This window comes from Serratia sp. Nf2 (assembly GCF_003028435.1).
Taxonomy (GTDB): domain Bacteria; phylum Pseudomonadota; class Gammaproteobacteria; order Enterobacterales; family Enterobacteriaceae; genus Serratia; species Serratia marcescens_L.
In genome coordinates, this window is the sequence record NZ_PYTW01000008.1 from 50,670 (window position 1) to 66,104 (window position 15,435).

Consider the following 15,435-nt stretch of genomic DNA (forward strand, 5'->3'; position numbering starts at 1 on the left):
AAAGGCCGGGTTACCCCGGCCTTTTTCATGCCTGCGGCGCGTCGCAGTGGTAGCGGCCGCGCGGGATCACCAGCGGCGTGTGGGACAGCGGATCGTCGATGATCATACACGGCATGCCGAACACCCGTTCCACCAGCTCGGCGGTGATGATTTCCGCCGGGTTCCCCTCCGCCACGATCTTGCCGTCGCGCATGGCGATGATGTGATCGGCATAGCGGCAGGCGTGGTTGAGATCGTGCAGCACCGCGATGAGGGTTTGGCCGTGCTCGCGGTTGAGCTGGCGGAACAGATCCAGCAGCTCGATTTGGTGCGCGATGTCCAGATAGGTGGTCGGTTCATCCAGCAGCAGCAGCGGCGTTTGCTGCGCCAACGCCATCGCCACCCAGACGCGCTGGCGCTGCCCGCCGGACAGCTCGTCGACGCTGCGATCCGCCAACTGGCTGACGTTGGTGGCCGCCATGGCGGCTTCCACCGCCTGTTTGTCGGCCTGCGTCCACTGTTTCAGCAGGCTTTGGTGCGGATAGCGGCCGCGCGACACCAGGTCTGCCACGGTAATGCTGTCCGGTGCGATCGAGGTTTGCGGCAGCAGGCCAAGCTCGCGCGCCAGCGCCTTGGTGGCGAAGTTGCTGATATTCTTGCCGTCCAGCATCACCTCGCCGGCGCTGGGCTTCAGCAGGCGGCACAGGGCGCGCAGCAGCGTCGATTTGCCGCAGGCGTTCGGCCCGACGATCACCGTGAAGGCGCCGTCGGGGATCGCCACGCTCAGATCGTCAGCGATGATTTTATTGTCGTAGCCCAGCTTCAGGTGCGAGGCGTGCAGGCGGTGGCTCATGGCGTTATCACTTTTCATTATCTGCGGGCCTCACGGATGAGCAGCCAAATCAGGTACAGGCCGCCGATGCAGACGGTCACGACTCCGACCGGCAGTTGGATCGGCGCAAAAAGATGTTGGGACACCACGTCGGCGCCGAGCAGCAGCGTCGCGCCCATCAGCGCCGAGGACGTCAGGGTGACCGAGGATTGTCCGGCCAGGCGGCGGGCGATCTGCGGCGCCGCCAGCGCGATAAAGGAAATCGGCCCGGCGGTGGCGGTGACGGCGGCGGTGAGGGTGACGCCGAACAGCATCAGCCACAGCCGGCTGCCTTCGGCGTTCACGCCCAGTGCGCGCGCCGTATCATCGCCCATTTCCAACAGCTGCAGCCGTTTGCCCATCAGCAGCGCGGCCGCGGCCGCCAGCACGATGAACGCCGTGGCGGGCTGGGCTTTCTGCCAGGTCATGCCGTTGAGCGAACCGGCCTGCCACATGGCGGCGTCCATGGCGCGCTCGAGCGAGGCGGTGATGATCAGCCAGGTATTGGTGGAGACCAGCACCGCGCTGATGGCGATGCCGACGATGATCAGCCGGAAGCCGGCGATGCCTTGCCGCCAGGCCAGCAGATAGATGGCCAGCGCGGCGAGAATGCCGCCGGCCAGCGCACCGCCGGCGATGTAGTAATAGCCGCCGTTGAACAGGGTGATGGCGATCAGCGCGCCGGTATAAGCCCCCATGTTAAAGCCAATCACGTCTGGGCTGCCGAGCGGGTTGCGGATAATCGACTGGAAGATGGCGCCGCTCATGCCGAGCGCGGCACCTAACAACAGCGCCATGGCGATACGCGGCATGCGCCATTGGGTGACCACGGTGACCAGGTTTTTCGGCGCCTCGCCGCTAAGCGCGGCAAAGACCTGTTCCAGCGAAAGCTGCAGCGTGCCGTAGCACAGCGCGGCAACGGCCATCGCCAGGCACAACGCCAGCAACGAAAGATTGACCAACAGCAGGCGCAGCGGCACGCGCCAGTTGATGACGCCGTCCGGGCGGCCGATATGCAGCGTGTGCGGCAGACTCATCACAGACCCCCCAGCGTTTTCTTGCGGCGCACCAGCCAGATCAGCACCGGCGCGCCGATGAAGGCCGCCACGATAGAAACCCGCAGTTCACCGGCCGCCAGCAGGCGGCCGACCACGTCGGCGCACAGCAGTAAAATCGGCGCCAGCAGCATGGAGTAGGGCAGGATCCAGCGCTGATCGGGGCCGACCCACCAGCGGGCGATATGCGGCACCATCAGGCCGATGAAACTGATTGGACCGACGGTGGCGGTTGCCGCGCCGCACAGCAGCGTGATGGCGATCACCGCGACGACCTGAGTCAGCACCACGCGCGCGCCGAGCGCGATAGCCAGATCTTCTCCCATACCGATGGTATTCAGCGGCCGGGCGATGAGCAGCGTCAGCAGGCAGCCGAGCAAAATGGCGGGGGCGGTAACCGGCAGCGTGGACAGCGTGCGGATATCCAGCGTGCCGGCCTGCCAGAAGCGCAGTTGGTCGAAGGTTTGCGGATCGATCAGCGACAGCCCGGTGGTGATGCCGATCAGCACCGCGCCGATCGCCACGCCGGCCAGCGTCAGCCGCACCGGGTTGATGCGCCCGCCCGCCAGCGTGCCGATCAGGTAGACCAGCAGGGTGGTGAGGGCAGCGCCGACGAAGGCATAGGCCATATAGCTTTCAGTGGTGGCCGCGCCGAAAAACATGATGCCGATGACCACGGCGAAGCTGGCGCCGGCGTTGATGCCGAGCACGCCGGGATCGGCCAGCGGATTACGCGTCAACGCCTGAATCAGCGCGCCGGCGGCGCCGAGCGCCATGCCGGCCAAAATGCCTGCCAGCGTACGGGGCACCCGGGCGTTGAGAATGATGGTGCTGTCGGAACCGCTCGCGGCGCCCTGCAGGCTGAGCCAGACGGTATGGAAGGGGATGGCTTTGGAACCCAGCATCAGGCTGGCAATGATGCACAGCAGCAACAGCGCCAAGCCGATACCGAACCCGGCGATGCGTTTGAAGCCACTGGCGTAAGCTGCGTGCGGTGCGGACGAAAGCGTCCGCTCAGTCGGAGTGGGTACGTTCACACCGGTAACTCCTGTATGATTTTTATTCTCATTGTTATTTGCGTTCATGCGGGCGCTAATAGTAGCACGAGTTTACGCCCGCATGCACCCGCCGGTTGGTGGCGCAGGTGCGTTGACGATGTTAATAACTATTGATATTTCAATTGATTGAATGTGAACGATTGCCCTGTTTATGGCAAACGTCGGCAGGAGGCTGACCTGCCGACGGCGTGGTTCAGGGCTTTTTGAACAGCCGTTCGATTTGGTTCAGCATGTTGGTGGCGCTGTAGTAATCGAGACGGAAGGTGTCGTTGCCGACGGCGTAGACGTGCCGCTGTTCCACCGGTTCCAGATGTTTGAGGAACGGGTTGGCCAGCACCTCTTGCACTTTGCGCTCATTGGTGGCGAACAGGATCAGCGTTTTGCCGTTCAGGCCTTCGGCCATTTTTTCGCCGGAGATCTGGATGATGTCATGGCGTTTACCCATGCTGGCGTTGCCTTTGGCGCTTTCCGGCGGGGTAGCCAGTTGGAAGCCGAGCTGGGTCAGCAGCTTGCCCTGGGCGGAACCCGGTGTCCACAGCATGGCCTCGCGGCCGTTGTCGGCATACACCAGCGGGGTGGTCGGCTGCGGCGGCAACGTGATCGCCTGCTTCACTTGCTCCACGCGCTGTTCGAAACGATCTTCCGCCTGTTTGGCGCCGGCTTCGTGACCGGTGATCTCGCCGAGCTCGCTGGCCAGCTGCTGCCAGCTCTTGTCGCCATAATCGAGCACCAGCGTCGGCGCAATGGCGGACAGCTGGTCATACAGTTTCAGCGCCGAATCCCCGCCGGTGGCGGCGACGACGATCAAGTCGGGCGCGGCGGCGGCGACGGCTTCGGCATTGGGCTCCACCTGGTACAGCCGTTCGACGTGGCGCTGTTTGGCCACCTCGCTCCACTGGGTAAAGAAGCCTTGTTTATCGGCCACCAGGGGATTTGGGCTGGTAGCGGCGCTGGCGACCACCGGGGCGTCGATCGCCAGCAGCGTGCCGGTGATGGTGACGCTGGTGGACACGATGCGCTGCGGCGGTTTTTCCAGCGTGAACTTCCCTTTGGCGCTGTCGATGGTGCGCGGCCAACTGCTGTCGGCAGCGGGGGGGGACGGTTTCTGCCCGTCGTTCTTGTCGTCCGGGCCGCAGCCGCTGAGCAGCAGGCTTGAAGTGGCGATAAATGCAATGAACAGCTGGCGTAAGGATAGGGTCATGAGCGGGCTCTTTCTTTCCTTGAACTAAGGCGTATCAATCCGGCGGCGGATTGGCTGCGTGGTGGATGCCCGCTAATTTACCATTCAAGCCGCCAAAATGATAACCATTCGTATCTCAGCGCGTGGCGAATAAAGTGAGAATAAGGCTAAAGGGAAAGTGAGTGCGGCAGAAACGAAAAAAGCGCCCAAAGGCGCTTTTTTCTGAATGGGTGGGTCGTGCAGGATTGATTCGGCCAGTGGCCTCACCCTGCGGGCAACGCTGCGCGTTGTCGTATCGCTGCGCGATGCTCGAACCTCTCCGGTTCTTCATCCTGCTCGACTCGGTAAACTATGCCGGCGAGAGATGAAGTCAGAGTCGGATGGCGCAGAAACGAAAAAAGCGCCAAAAGGCGCTTTTTTCTGAATTGGTGGGTCGTGCAGGATTCGAACCTGCGACCAATTGATTAAAAGTCAACTGCTCTACCAACTGAGCTAACGACCCGCAGAAGTGGTGGGTGATGACGGGCTCGAACCGCTGACCCCCTCCGTGTAAAGGAGATGCTCTACCAACTGAGCTAATCACCCACTTCAGGACTTCCAGGTACTGCTAAACGAGAGAATGATGGTGGGTGATGACGGGCTCGAACCGCCGACCCCCTCCGTGTAAAGGAGATGCTCTACCAACTGAGCTAATCACCCTCATTCGTTCTCATTTTTTTCTCAACAAGATGGTGGGCGATGACGGGCTCGAACCGCCGACCCCCTCCGTGTAAAGGAGATGCTCTACCAACTGAGCTAATCGCCCCGTCTTGTTGGAGTCGCATTATAGGGATAGTTCAAAGTGAGTCAACGGTTTTTAAAATGATTTCAATCGTTCGCCGCAAATTTAGGCAGGGCGCGATAATTATCGGCAACGGCGCCGATTCTTTGTGCAACGCTATGCGAAACTCGCCGCAAAACGGGCGAAATAGACCGGCGCAATATCGTGTCGGCGTTGAGGAATTAGCGCGTGGTGATACAATGTCGCCCACTCTTTTTTCAATTCCGAGCAATCGTCGGCAACGGCCGACACGCGTTGCGTAATAAGGCAGTGAACCCAATGAAAATCAAAACCCGTTTTGCACCGAGCCCGACCGGCTATCTTCACGTCGGCGGCGCGCGTACCGCACTTTACTCTTGGTTGTTCAGCCGCCATGCGGGCGGTGAGTTCGTTCTGCGTATCGAAGATACCGATTTGGAACGCTCTACCCAGGACGCGATCGACGCAATTATGGATGGCATGAACTGGTTGAACCTGGATTGGGATGAAGGCCCGTATTTCCAGACCAAGCGTTTCGATCGTTACAACGCGGTCATCGACGAGATGCTGGAGCAGGGCACGGCCTATAAATGCTATTGCTCCAAGGAACGTCTGGAAGCGCTGCGCGAGAAGCAGATGGAAAACGGCGAGAAGCCGCGTTACGACGGCCACTGCCGCGACAGTCAGTGCAGCCACACCGACGACGAGCCGCACGTGGTGCGCTTCCGCAACCCGCAGGAAGGCTCGGTGATCTTCGACGACAAAATTCGCGGCCCGATCGAATTCAGCAACCAGGAACTGGACGATCTGATCATCCGCCGCACCGACGGTTCGCCAACCTATAACTTCTGCGTCGTCGTCGATGACTGGGACATGGAAATCACCCATGTGATCCGCGGCGAAGACCACATCAACAACACCCCGCGCCAGATCAACATTCTCAAAGCGCTGGGCGCGCCGGTGCCGGAATACGCGCACGTGTCGATGATCCTCGGCGACGACGGCAAAAAGCTGTCCAAGCGTCACGGCGCGGTGGGCGTTATGCAGTACCGCGACGACGGCTATCTGCCGCAGGCGCTGCTGAACTACCTGGTGCGTCTGGGCTGGTCCCACGGCGATCAGGAGATCTTCTCCATCGATGAGATGAAAGAGTTCTTCACGCTGGAAGCGATCAACAAATCCGCCAGCGCGTTCAACACCGAGAAGCTGCAGTGGCTGAACCACCACTACATCAACCATATGCCGGCGGAAGAAGTGGCGGTGCATCTGGCATGGCACGTTGAGCAACTGGGCCTTGAAACCCGCAACGGCCCGGAACTGAAAGACCTCGTCAAGCTGCTGGGCGAGCGTTGCAAGACGCTGAAAGAGATGGCGGAGTCCTGCCGTTACTTCTACGAAGACTTCAGCGAGTTCGACGCAGACGCGGCCAAGAAGCACCTGCGCCCGGTGGCGCGTCAGCCGTTGGAAACCGTGCGCGCCAAGCTGGCCGCCATCACCGTCTGGACGCCGGAAAATGTGCACGACGCCATTCAGGGCACGGCGGATGAGCTGGGCGTCGGCATGGGTAAAGTCGGCATGCCGCTGCGCGTCGCGGTGACCGGCGCCGGCCAGTCGCCGGGCATGGACGTGACCGTGCATGCGATCGGCCAGAAGCGTTCGCTGCAGCGTATCGATATGGCGCTGGCTTACATCGCCGAGCGCGAAGCGCAAGCCTGATTAGGCTGAGACGCCAGACGCCATAAATGAAAAAGCCCCGTGGAGCGATCCCGGGGCTTTTTCCATGGCGGTGTGTCAGGCTTGCTCGCCGGCCGGCAAACCCGGGCGGTAGGCGAGGAAATACATCAGCCCGACAAAAACGGCGCCGCCCAGCGCGTTGCCGAGAAATACCGCGACGAAATTGGGCAAATACTGCTCCCAGCCTATGCCGCCGGCAAAGATGGCCGCCGGGATGATGAACATATTCGCCACCACGTGCTGGAAGCCGATGGCGACAAAAGCCATGACCGGGAACCACATGCCGATCACTTTGCCCGGCACATCCTTGCTGGCGAAGGCTAACCACACCGCCAGGCACACCAGCCAGTTGCAGCCGACGCCGGAAATGAAGGCGTGCAGGAAGTCTGCATCCACTTTGGCCTGCGCGATCGCCAGCGTCTTATGCAAGAACGCGCCTTCGGTCAGGCCCAGCAAATGACCGAAGAAGTAGGCGACGGCCAGGCTGCCGGCCAGGTTGGCCAGGGTGACCCAAAACCAGTTGCGCAGCACGGCGATGGCGGGGATTTCGCGGGCAAACCAGGCCATCGGCAAGGTCATCATGTTGCCGGTCAGCAGTTCGCCGCCGGCCAGAATAGTCAGGATCAAACCGATAGGAAAGACCGCGGCACCCAACAGGGCGCCGAAAGAGCCCCATTCGGCCGGCAGGGTGCCGATGACGTGAATATCCAGCAGAAAACCGGTGGCGATAAAGGCGCCGGCGAGAAAGCCCAGAATCAACAGATTAGCGAGAGGGGCGCGGCTTTTGTTTACCCCGGCCTGAACGGCGAGGGCGGCGATTTCTTTTGGTGAATGCAAAGACATGACGGACTCGGTTTATAGTAATGAAGTTTATGGCGCGGGCAGTCTATGCCGCTCGGGAGTCCGACTCAAGCGCATTTCGCTAACATTCCGTTAATTAAAAATCAACGTGATATGCAGGGTCTTTTGCCATTTTGAGATGTAGCACGCAAAATGGATGAACTCTGCGCAAAGTGATGATTTTTTGGTGCCAAACATGCTGATTTGGCGGCTTTTTCAACGCTTGATTCAGTAATTCAATTTAGCCGTTGACAGCTTTGAGTGGGTTTCATATTATGCGCCCCGTTCACAGCACAAAGTGATTGTGGAACGGGGCTATAGCTCAGCTGGGAGAGCGCTTGCATGGCATGCAAGAGGTCGACGGTTCGATCCCGTCTAGCTCCACCAACCTTCTTTTCAGAGAGGTTGGGGAATACCGTAACGCCGGTCAAAGCGTACCACTTTTGTGGGGCTATAGCTCAGCTGGGAGAGCGCTTGCATGGCATGCAAGAGGTCGACGGTTCGATCCCGTCTAGCTCCACCACCATTTGAAAAGCCGACCTTAGGGTCGGCTTTTTGCTTTTCTTTTTTCATCTTCGCCGAATGCCAGCCAACAAAAAAGGCGCCCGCAGGCGCCTTGTTATCGCAGTCGGTTCGAGGCTTAGCCCAGTACCAGACCCGCGATGGAAGCGGACAGGATGCTGACCAGCGTAGAGCCGTACACCAGCTTCAGGCCAAAGCGCGACACCACGTTGCCCTGGTGTTCGTTCAAGCCCTTGATCGCACCGGCCACGATGCCGATGGAGGAGAAGTTGGCGAAGGACACCAGGAACACCGACAGGATCCCCAGGCTGCGCGGCGACAGCTCGGCAGACACTTTCTGCAGCTCCATCATTGCCACGAACTCGTTGGAAACCAGCTTGGTGGCCATGATGCTGCCAACCTGCAGGGCTTCGTGTTTAGGAATCCCCATAATCCAGGCGAACGGATAGAAGAAGTAGCCGAGGATTTCCTGGAAACTCAGGCCGAAGATGGCGCTGAACACACCGTTGAGCGCGGCGATCAGGGCGATGAAGCCGATCAGCATCGCGGCAACGATAATCGCTACTTTGAAGCCGGCCAGGATATATTCACCCAGCATTTCGAAGAAGCTCTGGCCTTCATGCAGGTTGCCGAGGTGCAGCTCTTCTTCTTTATTGGTGTCGTACGGGTTGACCAGCGACAGCACGATAAAGGTGCTGAACATGTTCAATACCAGCGCCGCCACCACGAACTTGGCGTCCAGCATGGTCATGTAGGCGCCGACGATGGACATGGAAACCGTAGACATCGCGGTCGCCGCCATGGTGTACATGCGCTTTTCCGACATCTTGCCCAGGATATCCTTGTAGGCGATGAAGTTTTCGGATTGGCCCAGGATCAGCGAGCTGACGGCGTTGAACGACTCCAGCTTGCCCATGCCGTTCACTTTCGACAGCACGGTACCGATAATGCGGATGATGAACGGCAGCACCTTGATGTACTGCAGAATACCGATCAGCGCCGAAATGAAGACGATCGGGCACAGCACCTTCAGGAAGAAGAACGCCAGGCCTTTGTCGCCCATGCCGCCGAATACGAAATCAGTCCCTTGTCCCGCAAACCCGAGCAGTTTGTCAAACAGCGCGGCAAATCCTTTTACGAAGCCCAAACCCGCTTCTGAATGCAGGAAAAAGTAGGCCAGCAGTACTTCGATAACCAGTAGTTGAATAACATAGCGAATGCGGATGCTTTTACGATCGCGGCACACCAACAGGGCCAGGATCGCCACCACCACTATCGCCAACGCAAAGTGCGCAATATGGGACATGTTTGCTCCAAATTTGAGGCAGGCTGAATTTCGGCTGTCATTTTATGTAACGCTACGTTTAAAAACGAGACTTCTATTGCAAATATGGAAAATCATAGCGGGAGTTCTCCTAAAGTGTTACGCAAAAGCATAAAAAATCAAGACGTTAAAGCAGCAATAGGAAATTCGTATTCTTGTGCTAACCTGTCTTTCAGGGGTATTGCAGCCAAAATCTCATCAGAAAAGCACGGAAATCGGTAAGCTCAGCGCTGAACCCTTCGATAAAACCGTTAATGTTGGCTATTACAGAGATAAGTTTTACCGCTCTAAATGCGCTTGATAATTATTATCATTTATATAGAGTGGAGATAAACGTAATTTCAGTAAGGGTTCAACATATGCTGAACAGTCGCGTGGTTGAAACCACCTCCGGGCGCTCCGCCAGAAAAATCAAACTCTCGCTGATGGGGCCCGCCTTCATCGCCGCTATCGGCTATATCGATCCCGGTAACTTCGCCACCAACATCCAGGCCGGCGCCTCGTTCGGCTACAGCCTGCTGTGGGTGGTCGTCTGGGCCAACGTGATGGCGATGCTGATCCAACTGTTGTCCGCCAAGCTGGGCATCGCCACCGGAAAAAACCTGGCCGAGCATATTCGCGATCGCTTTCCGCGGCCGGCGGTGTGGGCCTATTGGGTGCAGGCGGAGATCATCGCCATGGCGACCGATCTGGCCGAATTTATCGGTGCGGCGATCGGCTTCAAGCTGCTGCTCGGCGTGTCCCTGTTGCAGGGCGCGGTGCTGACCGGTATCGCCACCTTTTTAATTTTGATGCTGCAAAAACGCGGTCAAAAGCCGCTGGAGCGGGTGATTGGCGGCCTGCTGCTGTTCGTCGCCGCCGCTTATATCGTCGAGTTGGCATTCTCCCAGCCGCAGCTCGCGCCGCTGCTGAAGGGCATGGCGCTGCCCGATCTGCCTAACGGCGATGCGGTATTTCTGGCCGCCGGGGTATTGGGCGCCACCATCATGCCGCACGTGATCTACCTGCATTCGTCGCTCACCCAAATCGGCGGCGAGCACGACAAGGCGGAGCGCTATGCCGCCACCAAGGTCGACGTCGCCGTGGCCATGACCATTGCCGGTTTCGTCAACCTGGCGATGATGGCCACCGCCGCTGCCGCGTTTCATTTCAGCGGCCACAGCGGCATCGCCGATCTCGACGTGGCTTACCTGACGCTGCAACCGCTGCTCGGGCAAGCCGCTGCCACCGTGTTCGGCCTGAGCCTGGTGGCCGCCGGCCTCTCTTCCACCGTGGTGGGCACGCTGGCGGGGCAGGTGGTTATGCAGGGGTTCGTGCATTTCCATATTCCGCTGTGGCTGCGGCGCGCGGTGACCATGCTGCCATCGTTTATCGTCATCATGCTGGGGATGGACGCGACGCGCATTCTGGTGCTAAGCCAGGTGCTGCTCAGCTTCGGCATTGCGCTGGCGCTGGTGCCGCTGCTGGCTTTCACCGGCAATCGGGCGCTGATGGGGGAAATGGTCAACGGCCCAGTGGTGCAAAACCTGGGCAAGCTGATCGTGCTGGTGGTGGTGGGATTGAACGGCTATCTGCTGATCGGTAGCGTGCTGTAGGAAAAAAAACGCGGGCCGGCATGGTGCCGGCCCGTCGCCGTTAATCGCGGTCGTCATCGCCGTGGCGGCGCCAGCGATCGCGGTCATGATCGTGGTGGTGCTTTTTCTCTTTCTTCCAATGGTGCTTATCGTAATGCTTGTCGTATTTACGATAGCGCCCTTCATGATAGTAATAGTGTTTGCGCCAGTAGTCGCGGTCGCGCCAGCGATAGCCGTCCCAGTAGTAACCGCGACGGCTGCGGTCGCCGAGATAGCGCCCCTGATGACCCTGCCACCAGTCGCGATCGCGCCAGTCGTAACCGTCCCAGTAACGGCCGCGATTGTCCTGATCGCCGATGCGCAGTGAAACGCCCGGCATCAGATCGATGCTGATCCCTTCGGCGTGTGCTTGCTGTGCGGCGGGCAGTACCGTCGCCGCCAAGATGGCGGCCAAGAGCAGAGGTTTAAACATGACTTCTCCTTTCCGCTTGCGCGGCCTGGCCGTTTGTCACTTTATGAAGCGCGTTCATCAGTTTAAAAAAGCGGCCTTATCGTTATTTTTGCTGCAATATCGGCATCATAGCGCTGGCGCATAGGGTTGAATCTGAGAGCCATTCTGAAAACGGCGACGAAGACCAAGATTTGAGATTTTTCTGGAGTATCGCCGCTCGATTGAGCGGCGGTATTTGTAAACGATTACAGTAGGATTTGCTCGATCTGCGCGAGCTCTTCTTCACTGAAATGACGATTGGCCAGCATGCCTACCGCGTCTTCTATCTGCGCATCCTTGCTGGCGCCGATCAACACAGAGGTAACGCGATCGCCGCGCAGCACCCAGGCCAGCGCCATCTGCGACAGCTTCTGCCCGCGTTGCCGCGCCAGCGCATCGAGGCGGCGCACCTTGTCCAGCCGCTCGGCGGTCAGTTGTTCCGGCTGCAGGAAGCGGCTGCCGCTAGCGGCGCGGGAATCTTGCGGAATGCCGTGCAGGTAGCGGTCGGTCAGCAACCCGCCCGCCAGCGGCGAGAAGGCGATCGATCCAACGCCATGCTCCGCCAATGTATCCAGCAATCCCACCTCCGGCGTGCGTTCCAACATCGAATACTTGGGTTGGTGGATCACGCACGGCGTGCCGAGCCGCTGCAGAATGTCGAACGCCTGCCGTGCGCGCTCGGCCGGGTAATTGGACAGGCCGACGTACAACGCTTTGCCCTGGCGCACCAGCAGATCCAGCGCCGCCATGGTTTCTTCCAGCGGCGTGTCCGGATCCGGCCGGTGGTGATAAAAGATATCCACATAGTCCAGCCCCATGCGCTTCAGGCTCTGATCGAGGCTGGCGACCAGGTACTTTTTCGAGCCCCAATCGCCGTAGGGGCCGGGCCACATGGTGTAACCGGCTTTGGATGAGATGATCAGCTCATCACGCCAGGCCCGCAGATCGGCGTTGAGTATGCGGCCAAAGTTCTCCTCGGCGGCGCCGGGCGGCGGGCCGTAGTTGTTGGCCAGATCGAAATGGGTAATGCCGCGATCGAAGGCGCAGCGGATCAGAGCGCGGGCGTTGTCGTACAGCGTGGCGTCGCCGAAGTTGTGCCACAGCCCGAGTGAGACGGCGGGCAGCTTCAGCCCGCTGCGGCCGCAGCGCCGGTATTCCATATCTTGATAACGCGATGGGGAGGCTTGGTAGGACATAGTTATCCTTGTCGGCGAGAGGTGAAGTACTCTGAGTGTATACGTTTTCACACCGCGCTGCCGGGGGAGCGATCACAGCGCCAGCATGTAACGCCAGGTTGCCGATCGAGGCAGGAATGATTGTTCGAAATTTGAGCGGCATCTTCGATACTTAAAGATAATCGCTCCAGCTGCAGACAGGTGATGATCATGACTCAGATCTATACGGTGGCCGATTATCTGCTCGATCGTCTGGCCCAAATCGGCATCCGTCATTTCTTCGGTGTGCCGGGGGATTACAACCTGCAATTTCTCGATCACGTCCTCGCTCATCCGCAAATCACCTGGGTAGGCTGCGCCAACGAATTGAACGCCGCCTACGCCGCCGACGGCTATGCGCGCTGCAAACCGGCGGCCGCGCTGCTCACCACCTTTGGCGTGGGGGAGCTGAGTGCGTTGAACGGGGTGGCCGGCAGCTACGCCGAATACCTGCCGGTGATCCACGTGGTCGGCACGCCGGCACTGCGCGCCCAGCGCGCCGGTGATTTACTGCACCATTCGCTGGGGGATGGCGACTTCACCCACTTCGCCCGGATAGCCAAAGAGGTGACCGTCGCGCAGGCCGACCTGACCGCCGACAACGCCGCGATGGAGATAGACCGCCTGATCGGCGTTGCCTTGCTGGAACATCGCCCGGTTTACCTGATGTTGCCCAGCGACGTCGCACAAGCGCCGCTGCCGAGTAAACCGGCGCCGCTGATGCTGCGTCAGGCCAAACTGTCGCAGAGCGCATTGCAGGCGTTTATCGCCGCGGCGCGCGAAAAGCTGCTGTCGGCGCGGCGAGTATCGCTGCTGGCGGACTTCCTGGCCGATCGCTTCGGCGCCGAAGCGGCGCTGGACGAGTGGCTGCAGGAGGTCGACATTCCGCACGCTACGCTGCTGCTCGGCAAAGGCGTGCTGGATGAGAACCGCGCCGGCTTTGTCGGGACTTACTGCGGCGGCGCCAGCGATCCGGCGGTGAAACAGCTTATCGAAAACGCCGATGTGGTGATCAACGTCGGCGTACGTTTGACCGACACCATTACCGCCGGTTTCACGCATCATCTGCCGGTGGAAAAATGCATCGACATTCAACCGTTCGAAGCCTGGGTCGGGCGGCAGCGCTTTAGCCGCATTCCGATGCGCGAGGCGGTGCAGGCGCTGCATCGCCTGAGCCTGTCGATGGCGTCGCGTTGGCCGTTGCCGCCGATCGTCCGCCCGGCGCTGCCGGAAGGCGATGGGAAAGGGTTGGATCAGCACGCCTTCTGGCGGCAGATGCAGGATTTCCTGCGGCCCGGGGATATCGTGCTGGCCGATCAGGGCACCGCCTGTTTCGGCGCGGCGGCGCTGACGTTACCGCGCGGCTGCCGCCTGATCGTGCAGTCGCTCTGGGGGTCGATCGGCTATACCCTGCCGGCGACGTTCGGCGTGCAGACCGCCGAACCGCTGCGCCGGGCAGTATTGCTGATCGGCGACGGCGCCGCGCAGCTGACCGTGCAGGAACTGGGCTCGATACTGCGCGACGGGCTTAAACCGGTGATCTTCGTGTTGAACAATCAGGGATATACCGTCGAGCGCGCCATCCACGGGCCGGAGCAACGTTATAACGACATCGCGCGCTGGAACTGGACGCAGTTGCCGTCGGCGTTGGCCGGCGAGCGGCCGGTGAGGGCATTGCGGGTCAGCGAACCGGACGGATTGCGCCAGGCGCTGCGCGAGGTAGCGGACGACGATCGGCTGGCCTTCATCGAAGTGATGCTGCCGAAGATGGACATGCCGGAACTGCTCGATACCGTCTCACGCGCCATTCAGGCGCGCAACGCCGCCGCTTAAGGCAGGGTATCGCCCAGCAGGCGCTCCAGCATCCAGAACCCCGCCGGGCCCGGCGGGGTCAGTTTGGACCATACCGCATCCACCGAAATCAGTTTTGGCCAGCCGCGCGGCCGCAGCTGGGTGAGCCTGCCGTGGCCGTATTGCTGCACCAGCCAGTGCGGCAACACCGCCCAACCGAATCCTTGTTCCGCCATCTCCAGCAACAGCAGATAGCTGGGCGCCGACCAGACCAGGCCACCCTGTCTGGCCGCCTCGGCGCCAGTGTAGGTATTCAGGATCAGCTGACGGGTGCTGGACAACTGCTCCGGCGTCGGCGCGGCGACCTGCGCCAGGGGATGCTGATGGGCGACGAATAGCCCCATTTCGGTCTGTTCCGGCAAGCGGGAGAAAGCGATATCCGGCGGATAACTTTTTTGCACTTCCACCATGCCCAAATGCGCGCGGCCGCTTTGCAGCAGATCGATAACGTCGCCTTCCTCGGCGATCATCCATTCCAGCTCAATCTCCGGGTAGCGCTGTTCGAACAGCTGCATCAACCGATCGTGATGCTTGGGCTGGTAGGTATCGGAAAACACCATGCTCAGGCGGGGTTCAACCTCGCCCGCCAGCTGAATGCTCAGGGCATCGAGCCGTTCGCTGGCCGCGAGGATCGCCTGCACATGCCCCAGTACCTTGCGGCCGGCGGCGGTGAGCACCGGCTGGCGCGCGCCGCGATCGAACAGCGTCAGCGCCAGGTCGGCCTCCAGATTGGCGATGGCGGTGCTGATGGTGGATTGGCTTTTGCGCAGCTTGCGCGCGGCGGCGGAAAACGAGCCGAGGGCGGCGGCTTCGACAAATGCGTGCAGCGCTTCCGGGGAATAGTGCATAACCTATCTACTTTATCGATGGAATCTATTTTTAATCTACCCAAAAAAGCGATGATAATCACCAGGCTTTCGCAACAACTGTCGAAAAAAAGGTGA

12 protein-coding genes, 6 tRNA genes and 1 other RNA gene are annotated in these 15,435 nt (G+C 60.2%); 5 read left to right on the forward strand and 14 right to left on the reverse strand.

All coding sequences use genetic code 11. The annotated features are described in order from the left end of the window. Positions 1-25 precede the first annotated feature (25 nt). The 9 genes from C9411_RS17560 to C9411_RS17600 all read right to left on the reverse strand — a co-directional run bounded on the left by C9411_RS17560 (position 26) and on the right by C9411_RS17600 (position 4,948). Positions 26-832: an ABC transporter ATP-binding protein gene (locus C9411_RS17560; protein WP_107227649.1), complete on the reverse strand. Its 807-nt coding sequence runs from the start codon at positions 830-832 to the stop codon at positions 26-28. Between the two features lie 17 nt (positions 833-849). Beyond that, on the reverse strand, positions 850-1,887 hold the full coding sequence (gene fepG, locus C9411_RS17565) for an iron-enterobactin ABC transporter permease (protein WP_107227570.1): 1,038 nt from the start codon (positions 1,885-1,887) through the stop codon (positions 850-852). After that, positions 1,887-2,942, reverse strand: coding sequence for a Fe(3+)-siderophore ABC transporter permease (fepD, locus tag C9411_RS17570; RefSeq protein ID WP_107227571.1), 1,056 nt, complete (start codon positions 2,940-2,942; stop codon positions 1,887-1,889). Before fepD ends, fepG begins: the two co-directional genes overlap by 1 nt. A 214-nt stretch (positions 2,943-3,156) precedes the next feature. Then, a complete protein-coding gene (gene fepB / locus C9411_RS17575) occupies positions 3,157-4,164 on the reverse strand; it encodes a Fe2+-enterobactin ABC transporter substrate-binding protein (protein WP_107227572.1) in 1,008 nt (335 codons plus the stop codon). 207 nt (positions 4,165-4,371) lie between these two features. Beyond that, a non-coding RNA gene (locus C9411_RS17580) (RtT sRNA) lies at positions 4,372-4,495 on the reverse strand. Between the two features lie 74 nt (positions 4,496-4,569). Continuing rightward, positions 4,570-4,645, reverse strand: a tRNA-Lys gene (locus C9411_RS17585). 7 nt (positions 4,646-4,652) lie between these two features. Further along, positions 4,653-4,728 (reverse strand) — tRNA-Val (locus C9411_RS17590). 38 nt (positions 4,729-4,766) lie between these two features. Continuing rightward, positions 4,767-4,842 (reverse strand) — tRNA-Val (locus C9411_RS17595). A gap of 30 nt (positions 4,843-4,872) precedes the next feature. Next, positions 4,873-4,948 (reverse strand) — tRNA-Val (locus C9411_RS17600). Positions 4,949-5,242: 294 nt separating this feature from the next. On the opposite strand from C9411_RS17600, the gene gltX reads away from it, so the two are divergent. Continuing rightward, positions 5,243-6,658 carry a glutamate--tRNA ligase gene (gltX, locus tag C9411_RS17605; protein ID WP_063988913.1) on the forward strand — a complete coding sequence of 472 codons (1,416 nt, stop codon included), beginning with the start codon at positions 5,243-5,245 and terminating at the stop codon, positions 6,656-6,658. A 75-nt stretch (positions 6,659-6,733) separates the two neighbouring features. Here the strand turns inward: gltX and C9411_RS17610 are convergent, their stop codons facing one another. Beyond that, positions 6,734-7,519, reverse strand: coding sequence for a formate/nitrite transporter family protein (locus C9411_RS17610; RefSeq protein WP_107227573.1), 786 nt, complete (start codon positions 7,517-7,519; stop codon positions 6,734-6,736). 308 nt (positions 7,520-7,827) lie between these two features. On the opposite strand from C9411_RS17610, the gene C9411_RS17615 reads away from it, so the two are divergent. Beyond that, a tRNA-Ala gene (locus C9411_RS17615) sits at positions 7,828-7,903 on the forward strand. A 60-nt stretch (positions 7,904-7,963) separates the two neighbouring features. Continuing rightward, a tRNA-Ala gene (locus C9411_RS17620) sits at positions 7,964-8,039 on the forward strand. Between the two features lie 117 nt (positions 8,040-8,156). On the opposite strand, the gene C9411_RS17625 is transcribed toward C9411_RS17620, so the two are convergent. After that, entirely contained in the window at positions 8,157-9,344 is a 1,188-nt protein-coding gene (locus tag C9411_RS17625; protein ID WP_004936373.1) for a NupC/NupG family nucleoside CNT transporter, read from the reverse strand. A gap of 377 nt (positions 9,345-9,721) precedes the next feature. On the opposite strand from C9411_RS17625, the gene C9411_RS17630 reads away from it, so the two are divergent. Beyond that, complete coding sequence (locus C9411_RS17630; RefSeq protein ID WP_043147789.1) at positions 9,722-10,957, forward strand: Nramp family divalent metal transporter; 1,236 nt, start codon at positions 9,722-9,724, stop codon at positions 10,955-10,957. Between the two features lie 40 nt (positions 10,958-10,997). Here the strand turns inward: C9411_RS17630 and C9411_RS17635 are convergent, their stop codons facing one another. Together C9411_RS17635 and mgrA are read right to left on the reverse strand one after the other, a co-directional pair. Next, a complete protein-coding gene (locus C9411_RS17635) occupies positions 10,998-11,408 on the reverse strand; it encodes a DUF2502 domain-containing protein (protein WP_025303761.1) in 411 nt (136 codons plus the stop codon). 224 nt (positions 11,409-11,632) lie between these two features. Then, positions 11,633-12,622: an L-glyceraldehyde 3-phosphate reductase gene (mgrA, locus tag C9411_RS17640; RefSeq protein WP_063988915.1), complete on the reverse strand. Its 990-nt coding sequence runs from the start codon at positions 12,620-12,622 to the stop codon at positions 11,633-11,635. Between the two features lie 189 nt (positions 12,623-12,811). Here mgrA and C9411_RS17645 point away from each other — a divergent pair, with 189 nt between their 5' ends. Continuing rightward, positions 12,812-14,473, forward strand: coding sequence for an alpha-keto acid decarboxylase family protein (locus tag C9411_RS17645; protein WP_107227650.1), 1,662 nt, complete (start codon positions 12,812-12,814; stop codon positions 14,471-14,473). On the opposite strand, the gene C9411_RS17650 is transcribed toward C9411_RS17645, so the two are convergent. Next, positions 14,470-15,339, reverse strand: a complete 870-nt coding sequence (locus C9411_RS17650) for a LysR family transcriptional regulator (protein WP_044030749.1) — start codon at positions 15,337-15,339, stop codon at positions 14,470-14,472. The two genes, C9411_RS17645 and C9411_RS17650, sit on opposite strands and share 4 nt — an antisense overlap. Between the last annotated feature and the right edge of the window lie 96 nt (positions 15,340-15,435).